Origin of the sequence: Collinsella sp. i05-0019-G5, assembly GCF_042851345.1 — a bacterium.
Lineage (GTDB): Bacteria > Actinomycetota > Coriobacteriia > Coriobacteriales > Coriobacteriaceae > Collinsella.
Window position 1 is genome coordinate 980,371 of record NZ_AP031421.1, and the last position, 18,294, is coordinate 998,664.

Sequence of the window (18,294 nt, forward strand, 5' to 3'; positions counted from 1 at the left end):
CCATGTTCGGCAATCCCTCGTATCCAACGTATCAGGCTTTTTTGGGGCTTGGCATCGCCGCTGCCATTGCGCTGCTGCTCATGCCGTGGTGGATCAAGCTACTTAAGGTCGAGGGTATCGGCCAGCAGGTTCGTGCCGACGGCCCCAAGCGTCATTTGGTTAAGCAGGGAACGCCCACCATGGGTGGCGTTGTCATTCTCGTCGCGATTTCGCTGACCTGCCTGCTGATGGGCAAGCTCACCACCGAGCTCGTGCTCGTGCTGCTCGCCACGCTGGCGACAGGCGTGCTGGGCCTGATCGACGACCTGACCTCCGTTACGCATGGGCGCTCGCTCGGTCTGACGCCTCATGCCAAGATGATCGGCCTAACCATTATCTGTGTCACCTTTACGGTACTTGCCGTTAACTGGTGCGGCGTCGCCCCCGAGATTCGTTTTCCCGGCGGCCTGACGATTGACCTTGGCGTGCTTTCGACCACCATCTGCGGCCTTTCGTTCCCGTGGCTCTACATTGTCTTTTGCTGGCTGATGATCGCCGGTCTTTCTAATGCCGTGAACCTGACCGATGGCCTTGACGGTCTTGCTGGCGGCACCTCCATGATTGCCATGCTCGCCATGGCTGCCATGGCGTTTTTGCACGGAGACGTGAACCTGTCCATCTTCTGCACCGCGTGTGCCGGTGCCTGCTTGGGCTTTCTGTGGTTCAACTGCTATCCGGCGAGCATCTTTATGGGCGATACCGGCTCGCTTGCCCTAGGCGCCGCGTTTGCCTGCACGTCCATCATGACCAACACCGAGGTCGTCTCCCTCATCATCGGCGGCCTGTTTATCGTTGAGACCCTGTCGGTCATGATTCAGGTTGTCTACTTCCACTTTACGCACAAGCGCGTCTTCCTTATGGCGCCCATCCATCATCATTTCGAAAAGAAGGGCTGGGCCGAGACCAAGGTCGTCATCCGTTTTTGGATTATCGCTGCTGCCTTTGGTGCCGTTGGCCTTGCCCTGTTCTTCCAGTTGGGATAGTGGTCTTTCATGCCTCTTGCTGATGTCTTTAGCCTGCTCGTTTTGGGTCAGGGCAAATCCGGTCTCGATGTCGCCCGCTGGGCGCTGGCACATTCCGAGCGCGTAAGTGCCGTTACCGTGTATGGCGGTGGCACCTCTGAACCCAATGACGCCACGCGTGCGCTCGAGGCTGCTGGTGCGTCGTTTGTCTATGGGACCGAACAGGTCGAGGGCGCCTATGACGTATGCGTGACGTGCCCGGGCATCTCGGAGTTCTCGGGCTTCTTTAAGGCCGGGCGCGAGCATGCCGCCCAGATTATGGGTGAGCCCGAGTTTGCCTATCGCCTGTCGCCCGATAACTGGATTGCCATCACGGGCACCAACGGCAAGACGACCACCACGTCGCTGGCTGATTATCTGCTTAAGGCTGCCGGCGAGGCCAGCGTTGCTGTCGGCAACATCGGCGAGCCGCCGGTCAACGAGATTGACGGCCGAGCCCACAACGAGTGGTTTGTGGCTGAGCTCTCGAGCTATCAGATTGCTACGACAACCGAGCTCCACCCCCGCGTGGCGGTGCTGCTCAACATCACTCCCGACCACTTGGGCTGGCATAAGAGCCATAAGAACTACGCGCTTGCCAAGATCAAACTGTTTGACAATATGGTCGATGACGATCTGGCGGTTGTCGACGTCGAAGACGCCGGCATTCACGAGTTCGATGAGTACATCTACACGCCGGGTCGTCGCATCTGCAAGGTTGCCTTTGACGAGCCTGAGGGCGAGGATGCCGCCTTTGTGCGCGACGGCAAGATGGTCGTGCGCCTGAAGGGCGTCGAGACCCCGCTCATCGCTACATCCGAGCTCAAGATCTCGGGCCATCACAATGTTATCAATGCCCTGTGCGCCGCCACGGCTGCCTTGGCGGTCGGTGCCGATGTCGATGGTGTCTGCCGCGGTCTTGCCTCGTTCCAGCCGCTCGAGCACCGCGTGGAGCCGTGTGGCGAGATTGACGGCGTGCGCTACGTCAACGATTCCAAGGCGACCAACACCGATGCGGTCGAGAAGGCACTGACGGCATTTCCCGATGACGACGTGATCTTGCTGCTCGGCGGCCACGATAAGGGCACGCCGCTCACGGACTTCGCGCGCGTTGTTATGGATAACGTACGCTCGGTCGTCTGCTTTGGCGATGCGCGCGAGCGTTTCACCGCCGCTATGGACGAGGCCGATGTCGACGGCGATGTGGATATCGCCCAGGCGGATGACCTGCGCGATGCCGTGGACGTCGCCCGTTCGCTGTCGAGCCGTGGCGACGTGATCTTACTTTCTCCTGCCTGCTCTTCGTTCGATGAGTTCTCGGGCTATGAGGAGCGCGGCCGCGTGTTTAAGGACTATGTGGCCCAGCTTGCCGCTGCGGCGAAATCGCAAATGGAATAGGGGTTGCCGGTGAGAGAGGAGAGCCCCCGACAAGGTATGAGGAGGCCCGACTCGGACCGTGCTTCCTCGCGGCGCAGCACACCGCGTTCCGGTCGCGGCGGGCAGTCGTTTAGCGAACGCTATATTGCCGGCGTTCCCGCCCGTATCATGCGCCCCCGTTTGATATTCATGGCCTGCTTGTTTACCTTGGTATGCTTTGGCCTGCTGATGGTGTACTCGGCGTCTTCGGTCGAGGCGCTGCACGAGAATGGCTCGGCGACGTTTTTTCTGGGTCGACAGGCCGCGTTTGCCGTGGTCGGTGTTCTGGCGCTGATTGCCATCGTGCGCGTTTTGCCGGACAGCTGGTTTGGGGAGGATGTGCTCAGGATCTTCCTCATAGGCATGATAGGGCTACTGTTTCTGGTGTTCTTGGTGGGCAGCGGCAGCCGTGGCGCCACGCGCTGGCTTAACATCGCCGGCATTCAGTTCCAGCCTTCCGAGTTTTTAAAGCCATTTGCCATTGCGTATTCGGCCATCATGCTTGATCGCTTCTTTTCGCCCGGTGGCAACATCAACGAATTCCTTCGCAAGATGGGCATCTACCTGGGCATTTCGCTCTTTCTGATCTTTATCCAGCCCGATTTCGGTACTGTCCTGATCATCCTGTTGACCCTCATGTGCATGGCGTTGTTTGCGGGTCTCGACCCCAGATTTATCATCGGCGTGCTAATCTTCGGCATTCTCGTGATCGTGATTGCGCTTGTCGCAGAGCCGTACCGTATGGTGCGTATTCAGGTTGCCTTGAACCCTTGGGCCGACGAGTATGGTGACGGCTATCAGGCCACGCTTGCCATTATGGCCTTTGCCTCGGGCGGTCTGTTCGGCCGTGGCATCGGCAACTCAACCATGAAGTACTCGTATCTGCCCGAGGCGCACAATGACTACATCCTGGCCATCATTGGCGAGGAAGTCGGTTTTGTCGGAACCGTGCTGTTCTTCTTGGTGTTTGCGATGCTGATCTACTCGGCGTTTCGCATTGCCGAGCAGGCGACCGATCGCCGGGGCGCGCTTATGGCGTCTGGCTCCGCGGTCATTCTCGCAGTGCAGTTTTTGATTAACGCGCTGGGCATCCTCAACGTGTTTCCCATGACGGGCAAACCGTTGCCGTTTATTAGCTACGGCGGTTCGTCGATTATTGTGTCGCTCATGCTTGCCGGGTTGATCCTGCGCGTTTCGTACGAGAGCGCCCGCCGCGATGAGTATGACCGCCGCCGCGAGAGCTTTGCCGTTATGGATGAGAGTACCGCCGGCGTGCCCCACGTGCGCGGCGAGCGATCTTCGCGTAACGGTTTTACCGTCCTGGATGGCTCTGCGACCGAGCCGGCAGCCCGCCCGCGTCAGCGAACGGCGCCGCAAGGTCGTCCTCAGCGCCCCAGCCCTCGCAACGCGGGCGGCGGATATAATCGAATCGATTTGAACTCGGACCCGTCGGCGCGTCTGCGTACCGACGACCAGGGACCGCGTGTACGAAGGGACTACCATGACCGATAAAATGACCGTTGCTATTGCAGCCGGCGGCACGGCCGGGCACATCAACCCCGCGCTCGCCTTGGCCGAAGAGCTGCGTGACCGTGGCCACCACGTTGTGTTCGTGGGCCAGTCGCGCAAGCTCGAGGGTCGTCTGGTCCCCGAGGCTGGGTTTGATTTTGTGCCCATTACGGTCACGGGCTTCGACCGCTCCCGTCCTTGGACGGCGCTGACCTCGCTGTGGCGTGTCAACAAAGCCAAGCGTGCGCTCGCCCGTCACTTCTCGAAGGTCGGTAAGCCCGATGCCGCTATCGGCTTTGGTGCTTACGTTGAGGTCCCACTGCTGGGTTGGTGCAAGGGCGCCGGCGTTCCGTATCTGCTGCACGAGCAGAACTCTGTTCCGGGTCTGGCCAACAAGATGATGAACTCCCACGCCGCCCGCGTGTGCATCTCGGTGCCGGCAGCGCGTTCGGTCTTTGAGCGCGAAGGTGACCCTGACCACGTGCTCATGACCGGTAACCCCGTACGTCGCTCGGTGATCGAGGGCAATCGCGCTCGCGGCCGCAAGGCACTTGGTGTTCCCGAGGACGCTACGCTGCTGCTCGTCTTTGGCGGTTCACTTGGCGCCCAGCACCTCAACGAGCGCGTGGTTTCGCTCAAAAACGAGCTGCTTTCGCGCAAGAATCTCTATGTGTTGCATTCGACGGGTGCCGACGGCTTTGAGGAGACCGAGCGCGCTTTGGCGCTGACGCCCGAGGAGGCGAAGCGTTACCGCGTCCAGCCATACATCGACAACATGGGCGATATGCTGGCTGCTGCCGATTTGGTGCTCTCGCGTTCGGGCGCATCGAGCGTGGCCGAGATCGCTGCGCTCGCCGTGCCTTCGGTGCTCGTGCCGTACCCGCATGCGACAGCCGACCACCAAACCACCAATGCCCGTTATCTGGTCGACGCCGGGGCCGGCGTGCTCTGCGCCGATGCCGATATCGACGGTTCTGCCTTTGCCGATGAGCTGCTGCACCTGGTCGATGACGCGGCGGCACGCGACGCCATGCGTCAGGCGGCGCGTGGTCTGGCTCAGGATAGGGCCGCCGCTCTTCTGGCGGATGCGGTAGAGGGTTTGCGTTAGTTAGACGGGATATCGTCGGTCGCCCTCGCGCTGATGCGGTAGGTGCGGTACAGTTAACGGGTTACAGGCAGTGTTTACGCAAGGAGTACACGAGCACATGGCTGATTCCCAGACTGCAACCTCCGCGCCCGAGTTTAAGAGCGCCCACTTTATCGGTATCGGCGGCGCCGGCATGAGCGGCATCGCCCTCGTTCTGCGCGAGCGCGGTTATGCCGTTACCGGCTCCGACCTTAAGACGTCACGTTATATCCGCCAGCTTACCCGCGCTGGTGTGAAGGTGCATGTGGGCCATGAGGCCGCCACGATCGACGAGGTCAAGCCCGACGTGGTTGTTGTCTCCACCGCTATTCCGGAGTCCAACCCTGAACTCGTGCGCGCTCGCGAGCTTGGTATTCCCGTGTGGCCCCGTGCCAAGATGCTCTCTGCTTTGGGCCACGGCTACACCACCGTCGCTGTTGCCGGCACGCATGGCAAGACCACCACGTCTTCGATGTGCGCCACCATGCTCGACCGCATGGGCCTGGATCCGAGCTTCTTGATCGGCGGCATCGTCGAGGGCTATGACACGAACGGCAAGAACGGCTCGGGCGACTACTTTGTCGCCGAGGCCGACGAGTCCGACAGCTCCTTCCTGTTCCTGAACCCCAACGTGGTCATTGTGACCAACGTCGAGGCCGACCACCTCGATCACTACTCGGGTATCGAGGAGATCGAGGCAACTTTCGCCAAATTCATGAGCCTGGTGGGCGAGGACGGCACCGTCATCGTCTGCGGCGAGGACCCGCATCTGGTCGAGCTCGCCAAGTCGACGGGCCGTCACGTGCTTTCCTACGGCTTTGCCGAGAGCAACGACATCGTCTGCGTGCACCCGGATGTCAAGGGCATCCAGAGTGACTTTATCGTTCGCTTTGAGGACGGCACTGAGCACGCTGTGGAGATCAAGAGCAATCCCGGTCGCCACAACATGCTCAACGCCACGGCCGTGCTCACCGTCGCCCATGTCCTGGGCCTTGACATCGACGCCGCCGCCAAGGCGCTCTCGAGCTTTGAGGGCGTCCGCCGTCGCTTTACCCACGTGGGCGATATCGATGGCATCACCGTGGTCGATGATTACGGCCATCACCCCACCGAGATCAAGGCGACGCTTGCCGCCGCTTCGTCGCTGGGCTACAAGCACGTCGACGTCGTGTTCCAGCCGCACCGCTATTCGCGTCTGCAGGCCCTGTGCGACGACTTTGCCGATGCATTTGCCAATGCCGATAAACTGCTGCTGATTGATGTGTTCTCGGCTGGCGAGATGCCCATTCCGGGTGTCACCTCTAAGATGCTCGCCGATACCGTGCGCGCCAAGCATCCTGGCAAGGAGGTCGTGTACTGCTCCAGCCGTCTTGAGCTCAATCAGGAGCTCGAGCAGATGGTGGGCGAGGGCGACCTGCTGCTCACCATGGGTGCCGGAGATGTTACGACCGTCGGTCCCGAGTTCATCGAGTATCTGACTGCCAAGAAAGACGCTTAAGTCTAATGGGTCTGTTTAACGCCGTCATGGCGCTCTCGGGCATGATCGACACGGATGTGATCGAGGACGAGCGCCTTGCGCGTCATACGAGCTATCGTATCGGCGGCAAGGCCGACCTCTTTGTGACGTGCCATAGCTATCATGCCCTCCGCCGCGCCGTGGCGGTGCTCGATCGCGAGCAGGTGCCGTGGGTCATCATCGGCAAGGGCTCCAATCTGCTGGTTGCCGATGGCGGTTATCGCGGTGCCGTCATTTCGCTCGGACGTGAGTTTCAGCGCACGGTTGTTGCCGATGACGGTTGTACGCTGACGGTCGGTGCGGGCGTGATGTTTGCGCGCCTGGTCAACGATGCCCTGTCGCGTAGCCTCTCGGGCCTTGAGTTTGCCGTTGGCATTCCTGGTTCGGTCGGCGGTGCGATATCTATGAATTCCGGCACACGGACCGAGTGGATTGGCTCGCTGGTTGAGGATGTCGTAACGTTTGACCCGGCATCCGGTATCAAGCATTATGCGGGGTCCGAGATCACTTGGGGCTACCGCGAATGTAGCCTTCCCCGCAATGAGATCATCCTCGAGTGCGTGTTCAAGCTTAAACCGGCGCCCAAGGCCGACATTCGCGAGCGCATGGAGCGGTACCTGACGAGGCGCAAGCGTACGCAGCCCATGGGTCGCGCATCCTGCGGGTCTGTCTTTCGCAACCCGCCCGATGCGAGTGTGGGCAAGCTTATCGAGGATTGTGGATTAAAGGGTTTTTCGATTGGCGGCGCGGAAGTTTCGCCCGTTCACGCTAATTTTATCGTTAATAACGGAACTGCCTCGGCCGATGACGTTGCCGCGGTTATTAGACATGTGCACGGAAAGGTGAGGGAGGCGTATGGCATCGAGCTCAGACCGGAAGTTAAATTCCTCGGCTTCTAGAGCATCGAAACCCACCTTCCGCCGCGCCGGAGGGCGTTCCGGCGCGCCTGCCAAACCTCAACGCAATACCGTTGCGCACTCTAAGTCTGTCGGGCATGCTCGACAGACCAGTCGTCCGGTCGTCGGCTCGCAGCTCGGTAATCGTCCGGCCGCAAAAAAGTCCTCGCGTCCCTCGACGACGTCAAAGCCTGTTATGGGCGCCAAGCCTGCCCGTCCCATGGCAACTCCTAAGCCCTCGACGGGAACTAAAGCGCCGCGTCCAGGTCGTACGCTGGGCGCATCGAAACCGCGCTCGCTGACATCGGTGCCGGCTACCGCTAAGAAGCCTTCGAGTAAAAAAGGCGTCAACCCGTTGTCTTCACTTGGGGCAATGGTAAATAAAACATCAGATGCCGCTTCTGTCGTTACAGGCAAAGGCAAAATCGTGGGCGGCGTTCTGGCCGTCTTGGCTGTGCTCGTCGTCGTTGCCATCGTGGTGATTAACTCTGGATTGTTTACCGCCACTGATATTCAGATTCAAGGCAGCGAGCATGTGACGAAGCACGATGCTATCCAGCTGATCGACTTGCCCGAGGGAACGTCGCTTTTTAACGTCGATCCCGACCAGATTACCGAGGATCTCAAGCAGAACCCGTGGGTTTCGGGCGTGGATGTCCAACGCCAGTTTCCCCATACGCTTATCATCACGCCGACGGAGCGTAAAGTTATCGCCATTGCGTATATCAGCTCCGACGACCTTGCCTGGGCTATCGGAGACGATGACACCTGGATCGCCCCGCTGTCGACGTCGGTCGAAGTGGACGACCAGGGCAACGTCATCACGACAGGGCAGGGCTCAAATACCTTGACCGGAATCGATGCCGCGCTGGCGCTCGCCAAGCATTATGGCGCGGTGTTGTTGACTGATGTCTCGGCGGATGTCGCTCCTGTTTCCGGCCAGGCGGTGAACTCCAAAGCCGTTAAGGCCGGCCTGGATTATGTGCGTGGTTTTTCGAGCGAGTTCTTGGGACAAGTCAAGGATATTTCCACGCCTTCGGTCGAAGCCATCTCGGCAAACCTCAATAACGGCATTGAGGTGTCGCTGGGCGATTCGGACGATATCGCCAAGAAGGAACGCGTAGTCACCAAGTTGCTTTCGCAGGTAGAGGGCGTAACGTATATCAATGTGCGCTCTCCGGGCAACTACACATTTAGGAATGCTCCGACCTCGTAGCGCTGGTTGATGCTTTGTTGAGGGGCCATACCACGCCGTTTATCTGGTTTGTTTGGTTTTCACGGTCAATTATTTGACTGATACGTTCATAATGTGCAAACATAATACGGTTTACCTTTGCATTTACTTTCAACCTGAAGGTTAATGTGCGCAGGGGTCGACCCATGCTATGGCTATAACCTTTGTTCGGAGGACCGACATGCACGAGACAGAGATCAACAACTACCTTGCCGTCATTAAGGTGGTCGGCGTCGGCGGCGGCGGTACCAACGCGGTCAATCGAATGATCGAAGAGGGCATCCGCGGCGTCGAGTTTGTTGCCATCAACACCGATGCTCAGGCACTCGCGATCTCTGATGCCGATATCAAGGTGCACATCGGCACCGACCTTACCCGCGGCCTGGGCGCCGGCGCCAATCCCGAGGTTGGCCGCAAGGCTGCCGATGAGTCCCGCGACGACATCGCCGAGGCGCTCGCTGGCGCCGACATGGTGTTTATCACCTGCGGCGAGGGCGGCGGCACCGGTACCGGCGCTGCTCCCATCGTTGCCGATATCGCGATGAACGAGGTCGGCGCACTGACCGTCGCCGTCGTGACCAAGCCCTTCACCTTCGAGGGCCGCAAGCGTAAGAAGAGCGCCGAGGAGGGCATCAAGACCCTCTCCGATTGCGTCGACACCATGATCGTCATTCCTAACGATAAGCTGCTCGACATCGCCGAGAAGAAGACCACCATGCTCGAGGCCTTCGCGATTGCCGATGGCGTCCTTTCCCAGGGCACCCAGGGCATCACCGACCTCATCACCGTCCCCGGTATCATCAACCTGGACTTCGCCGATGTTAAGACCATCATGAAGCAGGCCGGTACCGCCATGATGGGTATCGGTACCTCTTCTGGGGATACTCGTGCCGTCGACGCTGCCCAGCAGGCCATCTCCAGCCCGCTGCTCGAGAGCTCCATCGATGGTGCCACGCGCGTGCTGCTCTCCATCGCCGGTTCCAAGGACCTGGGCATCCAGGAGATCAGCGACGCCGCCGACGTTGTCGCCAACGCCGTCGACCCCGAGGCCAACATCATCTTCGGTACCGTTGTCGACGAGTCCCTGGGCGATCAGGTGCGTATCACCGTCATCGCTACGGGCTTCTCCGACTCCAACGTCAACCGTCAGGATGAGCTCTTTGCTGCTCAGCAGTCTCAGAGCAAGGCCGCTGCCTCCGCTGAGCCGCAGCGCACCGCTCCGGCTGCCAGCCCGGCTCAGGCCGCTCCGACCCGCAACGTCGGTGGTACCGAGCTGCCCAACTTTGGCAACGACCAGTTCGAGCTTCCCGACTTCCTGAAGCGCGGTAGCTTCTAGTTCGTTTTTCTCAACGACCTGCACGGGGCGTGTCCATTTGGATGCACCCCGTTTTGTTTCTCGTTTGTAAACGAAAGCCTCCAATCTCCTTACGTTCCCTTTACGTTTGGTCCCTACCGCTGCGGGTATCCTTTTAAGGAAGTATGACAGCCGTATAAACGCGGACTGTGCGGCGACGCCGCGGTACTTGTGTTATTAGGAGGCTTTAGTATGGCAGCACGTGCGGACAACGTTTCGCGTGTCGACCATGATGGAGTTACGTTGGTGGAGGGCGCGACATCCGATGTCCGCTTTGCCTTTACCGAGCGCACCGGTGGCGTTTCTGAAGATGCGTACTCCTCGCTCAACCTGGGCTCGCATGTAGGCGATGACCCCTTTGCTGTTCAAGAAAATCGTCGTCGAGCGCTCGAAGCTATGGGCGCCACTGAGTGCGAGCATAATCTGCTCGTGCCCAATCAGGTACATGGTGACCATATCGTTACGGTGACTTCGAACGGCGCCGACGATCTTGAGGCTGTTCGCGAGCAGATTGCCGAGGGCTGCGATGCCATCGTCTGTACGTCCCATGACGTGCCCGTGCTGCTCTGCTTTGCCGACTGCGTTCCCGTGGTGCTGGTGGCCCCTGGCGGATTTGCCGTGGTGCACTCCGGTTGGAAGGGCACGATTGCACGTATTTCTGCCAAGGCGTGCCAGGCGCTTTGCGATGCTGCCGGCTGCGATGCGAGCGACGTTTCCGCCTATATCGGCCCCCATATCTTGGCTGACGAATATGAGGTATCCCAGGAACTCATGGATCGCTTTGCCGTCGAGTTCTCTTGCATCGATGCGAGTGCCTCTCGCATGCTCGATCTTTCCGCTGCCATTTGTGAGGCGCTGGTAGATGCCGGTGTGGACGCGGATAATATCGTGGATACCCAGCTTTCGACTGTGCGTCAGAACGACCGCTTTTATTCCTACCGTAACGAGGACGGCACCTGTGGGCGCCATGCTGCGATCGGCGTGATGCTATGAGAAAGATCGTATCGGTCCTGAGCGCCGCTGTGCTTACGCTTACGCTGTGCGCCTGTTCTTCGGGATCTTCTACCTCTTCCATTACCGTGGCCGGCTCCACGACCTGCCTTCCTATCGCCGAAATTGCGGCAGAGGGCTTTAAGGAGGAGACCGGCATCGACGTGCTCGTTTCCGGTTTGGGCTCTTCCGCTGGCATCGAAGCCGTCAGCGCTGGCACGGCCGATATCGCCAGCTCCTCCCGTGGACTCAATGCCGACGAACAGGATCTGGGCCTGACTCCCATCGTCATTGCCCACGACGGTATCGCGGTCATCGTGAACGAAGACAACCCCGTCGATAACCTCTCGACCGAGCAGCTCCGCGATATCTATGCCGGCAAGATCACCAACTGGAAAGAAGTCGGTGGCGAGGACCTGAGGATTCAGGTTATCAACCGAGATGAGGCGTCTGGCACGCGTGAAGCTTTCCGCACCATCGTGATGGACGGTACCCCGTTCGATCGCCGCTCCGCCGTTCTTTCGGGCACGGGCCAGGTGCGCGACGTGGTATCTCGTTCGCGCGGGGCTATCGGCTACATTTCGCTGGGCTTCGTCGATAGCCTCAACGCCAAGACCTCGGTCAAGGCCGTCTCGGTCAATCATGTTGAGGCGTCCGAGAAGACGGTCGCGAGTGGCGGCTATCCCATCTCGCGCGACCTTTACTTCTTTGTGAAGGGTGCGCCTTCGCAGCAGGCGCAGGATTACATCGACTACGTGACGTCCGAAAAGATGGACAAGCAGATTCGCGAGGCGGGCTTTATTCCCGTCACCAACGACGAGAAGGGGAGTGAGTAGCATGGAAGCACAGGAAAACTCCCAGACTGAGCAGAATGCTCAGGCGCCCAAGAAGCGCGAGCTGGCGCTCGTATCGCGCAGCACCTATATCAAGGAGAAGGCGCTGCAGTGGATTTTCTTTGCCTGCGCGTTCTTGGCGGTTGTTACCGTCATCCTGATTTTTGTCTTTACCACGTACTCGGCGCTGCCCGTCTTTACCGACATCGGTCTGGCGGACTTCTTTAGCTTTACGTGGGCGCCCTCTGAGGGCCACTACGGCATCGTGTCGCTGCTTGCCGGCTCGGGTCTGGTGACCGTCGGTGCGCTCGCCATGGGTGTGCCCCTAGGCGTGGGCACGGCCGTGTATCTGGTCGAGATCGCCAGCAAGCGCGTGCGCAAGCTCATCAGCCCTGCCGTTGACCTGTTGGCCGGCATCCCTTCTATCATCTATGGCTTCTTTGGCATGATCATCATCCGTCCGTTTATCGCGCAACTGACCGGTGGTCTTGGTTTTGGTGCGCTGACGGCGTGGTTCGTGCTTGCCATCATGATCGTCCCTACCATCACCACGCTCACCATCGATGCCCTCAATTCCATTCCCATGGGTATTCGCGAGGCATCGTATGCCATGGGTGCTACTAAGTGGCAGACCATCTATAAGGTCGTGCTACCTGCCGCCAAGCTGGGTATCGTGGATGCCATCGTGCTGGGTATGGGCCGTGCCATCGGCGAGACCATGGCCGTGCTCATGGTCGTGGGTAACGCCCCGGTTATTCCCGACAGCATTGCGAGCCCCATCTCGACGCTCACGAGCCAGATCGCGCTCGACATGAGCTATTCCTCGGGTCTGCACCGCTCGGCGCTGTTCGGCATGGGCGTGGTCCTGTTTATCATCTCCGCCACGCTGGTGGGCATCGTCCGTCTGATTTCCAAGAAGAAGAGGGGGTAGGCTATGTCCGATTCCGTTGACACGACGGTCGATACGACCTCGTCGCGCGAGCGCATCAAGCGTGCCCTTTCCCATGGCAAGAAGGGTCGCATCAACAAGGACCTGTCCAACAAGATCATGCTCGGCGTATTCCGCGCGGCTGCCTACATCACCACGCTGGTGCTGGTCGCTATCATTGCCTATGTGGTCATTAACGGCCTGCCGCATATCTCGCTCGACTTTATCTTCGGTTGGCCCCAGGGCGTCAACGCCGAGGGCGGAATTTGGCCCACGATCGTCTCGACCGTCTATGTGACGGCGCTCGCCATGCTTATCTGCACGCCGATTGCTGTGCTGGCAGCCGTCTATCTGGCCGAGTACGCCAAGCAGGGCAAGGTCGTCGACATCATTCGCTATGCTGCCGATGCCCTGGCCTCGGTGCCCTCCATTGTTATGGGCCTCTTTGGCTATGCCTTGTTTGTCGAGGCCATGGGCCTAGGTCTTTCGATGGTCTCTGCCGCGCTGGCGCTGGCACTTCTGATGCTGCCTATCGTCATGCGCACCACCGAGGAGGCAATCCGCGCCGTTCCACGCTATATCCGTTGGGGTGCATATGGCCTGGGCGCCACCAAGTGGCAGGTCGTCTCCAAGATCGTGCTTCCCTCTGCCTTCGGCCGCATCGCCACCGGCATTGTCCTTGCCATCGGCCGCGCCATCGGCGAGACCGCGGTGGTGCTCTACACCATGGGCCAAGCCATCAATCTACCTATTTCGCCGCTCGATTCCGGCCGCCCCATGACGGTTCACCTGTACCTGCTTGCCAACGACGGCATCAACATGAACGCAGCCTACGGCACCGCGCTCTTGCTGATGGTGATCATTCTGGCCTTCAACCTGTTTGCGCGCTTCCTGTCGCGCAAGCGTCGCTAGTTAAGGAGTCCCATGTCCGTTTATCAGTCCGCTCCCACGCTGGAGCAAGCGGCCATTACGGCCAAGGATTTCAACTTTTGGTACGGTGACTTTCATGCGCTGACGAGGCTTGACCTCAACATCGCCAAAAACGCCATCACCTCCTTCATTGGCCCTTCGGGCTGCGGCAAGTCGACGTTTTTGCGCTGCATCAACCGCATGAATGATCTGATCGAGGGTACGCGCGTCGAGGGCACCATGACGCTCGACGGCAATGATATCTATGCCGAGGGCGTCGACCCGGTCGATCTCCGTCGTCGCGTGGGCATGATCTTTCAGCAGCCCAACCCGTTTCCCAAATCCATCTACGAGAATGTCGCCTTTGGCCCTCGTCTGCAGGGCGTGACTAGCAAAAGCGACCTCGATGACATCGTGGAAGAATCGCTCAAGCGCGCCAACCTCTGGAAAGAGGTATCCAATCAGCTCAACAAGGATGGTTTGGCGCTCTCGGGCGGTCAGCAGCAGCGTCTGTGCATCGCGCGCGTGCTTGCGGTGCAACCCGATGTTCTCCTGATGGACGAGCCCTGCTCCGCCATCGACCCCACGTCCGTCTCTAAGGTCGAGGATCTGATGGCCGAGCTGGCGCCCGAGATGACGATCATCATCGTCACGCATTCAATGCAGCAGGCAGCTCGTATCAGCGACTACACCGCATTCTTCTTGCAGGAAGTTGCCGGCGAGCCCGCCACGCTCATCGAGTATGGTCAAACCGACGCGATCTTCACCAGCCCGGTGGACTCGCGGACGGAAGACTATATCACCGGCCGCTTTGGCTGATCGGTGCGACTAGTCCCAAGCCGATCGGACCTGGTCCGGTGCGTATTCACTGTGCGGGCGGCATGACCGCACCCAACTGATTGGAGTGAACCATGCGCAAACTGTTTTCCCGTCAGCTCGTCGAGGCCCGTCACGAGATGCTGAGCATCTACGAGGCCGTCGATCTGGCCCTCCACGATGCCGTGAAGGCCTATGTGACCGACGACCGCAAGCTCGCCACCAAGACCAAGAAACGTACGCTTTCGATTGACGCGCGCTGCGCCAACCTGGAGGCCGTCTGCTACAACCTGATCGCCACGCAGTCACCGGTCGCCTCCGACTTCCGCCTGCTTCAGACGATCATCTACGTCGACTTTAACCTGCAGCGCATGACCGATAAGGTTCGCCAGATCTGCCGCGCCACGCGTCACATGGTCAAGGCCGACATCTCGCTGCCCCAGGAGCTCGTCGGTACGGTTGAGGCCGAGGCCGAAGCTGTTTACCAGGTGCTGGGCTCTTCGCTTTCTGCGCTCGTCACCAATGACATGTCCATCATCTGCAACTTGGCCGTCGAGGACGAGCCAGTGCGCGCCGCCTACGAGAAGTTCTTCCGCACCTTTAACCGTATGGATACGGGCGACTTTATGGACGACGACAGCAACTATGACGACCTGCGCCGCGCTATCATGGTTTCGCGCTACCTCGATCGCATCGCTTCGATTTCCATCGATGCCGCTTGCCGTCTGACCTTCCTGTTGACTGGTCAGCGTATGAACGCCGGCGATATCGCCCGTGTGGACGAGGATGAGCTCGAGAGCATGCGCGTGCCTTCGGGCGAGGGTGTTATCATGAGGCCCGCCGTCGACGCTCGCTACGTTGCCAAGGTGCCCGCTAACGAGGTCAGCGAGGGTCTTCGCTACCTGCTCGATCATCTTGAGGACGAGGACGATGGCGAGGACGACGAGGAGTAAGTAGCCCCGTTCGTCGAAAGATTGTAAATACCTAAGTGAGCGCGGCCTTGCACATGCGGGGCCGCGCTCTTGCGTTAGCATGGGACTACTTGTTTGGCTGTCAGCGGAGGCGATTGGCAATGGATAACTATTTGGACTTGATGCGCGCTCGCCGCGAGCAGATTCTGGAACGTTTTTATGCGGCGCTCGATCGCGCGGGCCGCCCCCACGACGCCGCGCGCCTCATTGCCGTGTCCAAGACCGTTGGTGTCGATGAGACCGTTGCCGCCATCCAGGCGGGGTATCGCCATTTTGCCGAGAACCGCCCGCAGGAGCTGGTTCGCAAGCTCACGGGTCTGGCGGAGCATCCGGAGCTGCCCGAGGTGCGCTTCGATATGATCGGCAACCTGCAGACCAATAAGATCAATGCGGTGCTGGGCTCAGCCGAGCTGATTCACTCGGTGGGTTCGCTGCATCTGGCACAGGCGATCTCGAGCCGTTCTGTCCGCAAGATTGAGGCAGGCGAGCTCGCTGGCCCCCAGCGTGTGCTCATCGAGGTCAATGTGAGTGGTGAGGAGTCGAAGGGAGGCTTTTCGCCCGATGAGATTCGCGCCGCCGCGGGTGAGCTTGCGGAACTTGAGGGAATTTGCGTACAGGGGCTTATGACTATGGCGCCCCGGGGGAATAAGGATGTGGCACGCCGCACCTTTGCGGGGCTTCGTGAGCTGAGGGATGAGCTGGAGGCGGCGCATCCCGATTTGAACCTGCCTGAGCTTTCCTGCGGCATGAGCGAGGACTTTGAGCCTGCCCTTGAGGAGGGCTCTACGCTCGTTCGCCTGGGCAGGGTAGTATTTAGCCCGGAGTTTGCAGTAAAATAAGGCTCTGAAGTGCGCACTGATTATCGGGGCGCCTGCACTAAACCGCGAGAGGACACAACCATGGGCTTCCTTGACGAGATTAAAAATAAGATGCACCTGGGCGGCCAGCAGGGTTACGACCAGGGTTATGGCCAGGACGACGACTACGGCTACGATGACGGCTATGACGATAGTTATCAGGGCAACGGCTACAGCGGTGCTTCGGGCGAGGGCTTCTACACCCAAGACGAGCCGAGCAACGGCCTGCTTGGTCAGACGCGCCGCGGTGAAGCTGAGTCGGTTGCCGTGTATACGCGCTCCGGCCAGCTGGTCGGCGATGACTCCCGCCATGCCACGACGTATAACCCGCCTTCGCGCTCGCAGGACAGTGTTGCGAGCGGTTATCGTCCTGGTGCCTATGACACGCCGTCGAGCTACGCCGAGAACACCCGCGCCCGTGCCGCCGCTGCACCCGCGCCTGCACCGAGCGATGCCTCGGCCTATGCGAGCAATATCATCAACGCCACGCCGCAGCTGCCGGCCTATGTCCTGCGCCCCGAGAGCTATGACGACGTGGAGACCGTGGTGCGCCGCGTTCGCACCAAGCAGCCTGTCGCACTGATTTTTGTGGGCGTACGCACCGAAGTTGCCAAGCGCGTCTTGGACTTCTCTTACGGCTTTGCCTGCGGTCTGGGCGCCACGGTCAAGGAGGTAGGCGACCGCGTGTTCATGGTGCTGCCCGCCGGTTGCGAGGTCAAAGATTCCGATCTCAAGAAGCTTCGTGCCGACGGCTACCTTAAGTAAAGACAAGACGAGGAGATTCCCATCAACATCTACACTATCGTCCAGCTGGTCAACACGCTGTTCAACTTCTATTCCACGCTCATTGTCGTCTACTGCTTTATGACGTGGATTCCCATGAAGCAGGGCGGTTTGCTTCAGGATATTGCTGCGGTGCTCGATAGCGTGTGCGGTCCGTGGCTCGGCCTGTTCCGTCGTTTCATCCCGCCGATGGGCGGTGTCGATTTTTCGCCGGTCGTTGCGATTATTGCGTTGCAGTTGGTGCAGAGGCTGGTTCTGCAGCTTCTTATAGGTATACTCGTATAGAACTGACTTAGTAACTTACGTCGGGCGTGTACGCCGAGGCGATGAAAAAGGAGACTTGTTATGGCTATTACCCCTGCAGACATCCAGGCTCAGACTTTCTCTGAGGCCAAGCGTGGCTACGATCCTGCCGAGGTCGACGTCTTCTTGGAGACGCTGTCCTCCGAGGTTGACGCTATGCTCGCTAAGATTGTCGACCTTAAGGGTCGTCTGACTGCTACCGAGCAGCAGCTTGCCGACGCACAGGCTCAGCTTGCCCAGGCTCAGGATGCCACCGCCCAGGCCGTTCCTGCCGCCCCCGTGGCTGCTCCCGCCCCTGACTTCTCCGCTCAGGAGCGCCAGATTTCCGCTGCCCTGATCGCTGCCCAGCAGACCGCTGAGACCATCGTCAACGATGCCAACGAGAACGCTGAGCGTATCCGCAACGAGGCTGACGCCAAGGCCCGCGAGGTTATCCGCCAGGCTCTGACCGAGAAGCAGGCCGAGCTCGAGGAAATCGACCGTCTGAAGGCTTCCCGCGAGGAGTTCAAGGCCGAGTACCTCAAGCTCATCCAGCACTTTATGGATGATGCCCAGAACTCCTTCCCGGCCGACCTCATGGCCTCCACGCCGGTCGGTTCTGCCGCTTCTCCTGCGGTGACTGTTCCCGCCGAGCCGCTGCCCGTCGCTGACCCGGTTGTCCCCGTGGCCGATCCCTTCGCCCCGATCGACAACTTTGCCGCCGACGACTTGGACTAACATTCGGCCTACAATTTAGTGCCTAGAAAGGGCCCGCAGCTTGCGGGCCCTTTTTTATGACTGTACCGGGGCGCGCAACATAAAAAACCGAGCTCT

The 18,294-nt window shown here is 59.8% G+C and carries 18 protein-coding genes; all 18 read left to right on the plus strand.

The features are described from left to right. Nucleotides 1–2: 2 nt before the first annotated feature. The 18 genes from mraY to ACGHIZ_RS04450 all read left to right on the plus strand — a co-directional run bounded on the left by mraY (nt 3) and on the right by ACGHIZ_RS04450 (nt 18,198). A complete protein-coding gene (gene mraY, locus ACGHIZ_RS04365; protein ID WP_006234262.1) occupies nt 3–1,022 on the plus strand; it encodes a phospho-N-acetylmuramoyl-pentapeptide-transferase in 1,020 nt (339 codons plus the stop codon). Nucleotides 1,023–1,031: 9 nt separating this feature from the next. Then, on the plus strand, nt 1,032–2,438 hold the full coding sequence (murD, locus tag ACGHIZ_RS04370) for a UDP-N-acetylmuramoyl-L-alanine--D-glutamate ligase (RefSeq protein WP_390449411.1): 1,407 nt from the start codon (nt 1,032–1,034) through the stop codon (nt 2,436–2,438). 36 nt (nt 2,439–2,474) lie between these two features. Next, entirely contained in the window at nt 2,475–3,968 is a 1,494-nt protein-coding gene (gene ftsW, locus ACGHIZ_RS04375) for a putative lipid II flippase FtsW (RefSeq protein WP_271740016.1), read from the plus strand. Then, nucleotides 3,958–5,073 carry an undecaprenyldiphospho-muramoylpentapeptide beta-N-acetylglucosaminyltransferase gene (gene murG / locus ACGHIZ_RS04380; RefSeq protein WP_271740023.1) on the plus strand — a complete coding sequence of 372 codons (1,116 nt, stop codon included), beginning with the start codon at nt 3,958–3,960 and terminating at the stop codon, nt 5,071–5,073. The genes ftsW and murG overlap by 11 nt, the downstream gene beginning before the upstream one ends. A 97-nt stretch (nt 5,074–5,170) precedes the next feature. Then, nucleotides 5,171–6,589 carry a UDP-N-acetylmuramate--L-alanine ligase gene (murC, locus tag ACGHIZ_RS04385; RefSeq protein ID WP_390449415.1) on the plus strand — a complete coding sequence of 473 codons (1,419 nt, stop codon included), beginning with the start codon at nt 5,171–5,173 and terminating at the stop codon, nt 6,587–6,589. A gap of 5 nt (nt 6,590–6,594) precedes the next feature. Next, entirely contained in the window at nt 6,595–7,506 is a 912-nt protein-coding gene (gene murB, locus ACGHIZ_RS04390; protein ID WP_390449418.1) for a UDP-N-acetylmuramate dehydrogenase, read from the plus strand. A gap of 424 nt (nt 7,507–7,930) precedes the next feature. Then, a complete protein-coding gene (locus tag ACGHIZ_RS04395; RefSeq protein WP_231501570.1) occupies nt 7,931–8,719 on the plus strand; it encodes a cell division protein FtsQ/DivIB in 789 nt (262 codons plus the stop codon). Nucleotides 8,720–8,918: 199 nt separating this feature from the next. Then, complete coding sequence (ftsZ, locus tag ACGHIZ_RS04400) at nt 8,919–10,073, plus strand: cell division protein FtsZ (RefSeq protein WP_055251674.1); 1,155 nt, start codon at nt 8,919–8,921, stop codon at nt 10,071–10,073. Between the two features lie 210 nt (nt 10,074–10,283). Next, complete coding sequence (locus ACGHIZ_RS04405; protein ID WP_390449422.1) at nt 10,284–11,084, plus strand: polyphenol oxidase family protein; 801 nt, start codon at nt 10,284–10,286, stop codon at nt 11,082–11,084. After that, the gene (locus tag ACGHIZ_RS04410) at nt 11,081–11,917 is read left to right on the plus strand and encodes a phosphate ABC transporter substrate-binding protein (protein WP_117803367.1); all 837 of its coding nucleotides are present in this window, start codon (nt 11,081–11,083) and stop codon (nt 11,915–11,917) included. Before ACGHIZ_RS04405 ends, ACGHIZ_RS04410 begins: the two co-directional genes overlap by 4 nt. A 1-nt stretch (nt 11,918) precedes the next feature. Further along, nucleotides 11,919–12,845, plus strand: a complete 927-nt coding sequence (gene pstC / locus ACGHIZ_RS04415) for a phosphate ABC transporter permease subunit PstC (protein WP_117776690.1) — start codon at nt 11,919–11,921, stop codon at nt 12,843–12,845. 3 nt (nt 12,846–12,848) lie between these two features. Continuing rightward, nucleotides 12,849–13,754 (plus strand): phosphate ABC transporter permease PstA, encoded by a 906-nt coding sequence (gene pstA, locus ACGHIZ_RS04420; protein WP_117798213.1) that lies wholly within the window; start codon nt 12,849–12,851, stop codon nt 13,752–13,754. 12 nt (nt 13,755–13,766) lie between these two features. After that, entirely contained in the window at nt 13,767–14,570 is an 804-nt protein-coding gene (gene pstB, locus ACGHIZ_RS04425) for a phosphate ABC transporter ATP-binding protein PstB (RefSeq protein ID WP_390449428.1), read from the plus strand. Between the two features lie 92 nt (nt 14,571–14,662). Then, nucleotides 14,663–15,520, plus strand: a complete 858-nt coding sequence (locus ACGHIZ_RS04430; RefSeq protein WP_390449431.1) for a phosphate uptake regulator PhoU — start codon at nt 14,663–14,665, stop codon at nt 15,518–15,520. Between the two features lie 119 nt (nt 15,521–15,639). Beyond that, nucleotides 15,640–16,377, plus strand: coding sequence for a YggS family pyridoxal phosphate-dependent enzyme (locus ACGHIZ_RS04435; RefSeq protein ID WP_390449434.1), 738 nt, complete (start codon nt 15,640–15,642; stop codon nt 16,375–16,377). 60 nt (nt 16,378–16,437) lie between these two features. Beyond that, a complete protein-coding gene (locus ACGHIZ_RS04440) occupies nt 16,438–17,160 on the plus strand; it encodes a cell division protein SepF (RefSeq protein WP_055251691.1) in 723 nt (240 codons plus the stop codon). A 99-nt stretch (nt 17,161–17,259) separates the two neighbouring features. Continuing rightward, nucleotides 17,260–17,463, plus strand: a complete 204-nt coding sequence (locus ACGHIZ_RS04445) for a YggT family protein (RefSeq protein ID WP_233540750.1) — start codon at nt 17,260–17,262, stop codon at nt 17,461–17,463. A gap of 60 nt (nt 17,464–17,523) precedes the next feature. Next, the gene (locus tag ACGHIZ_RS04450) at nt 17,524–18,198 is read left to right on the plus strand and encodes a DivIVA domain-containing protein (RefSeq protein ID WP_006234242.1); all 675 of its coding nucleotides are present in this window, start codon (nt 17,524–17,526) and stop codon (nt 18,196–18,198) included. Nucleotides 18,199–18,294: the final 96 nt, after the last annotated feature.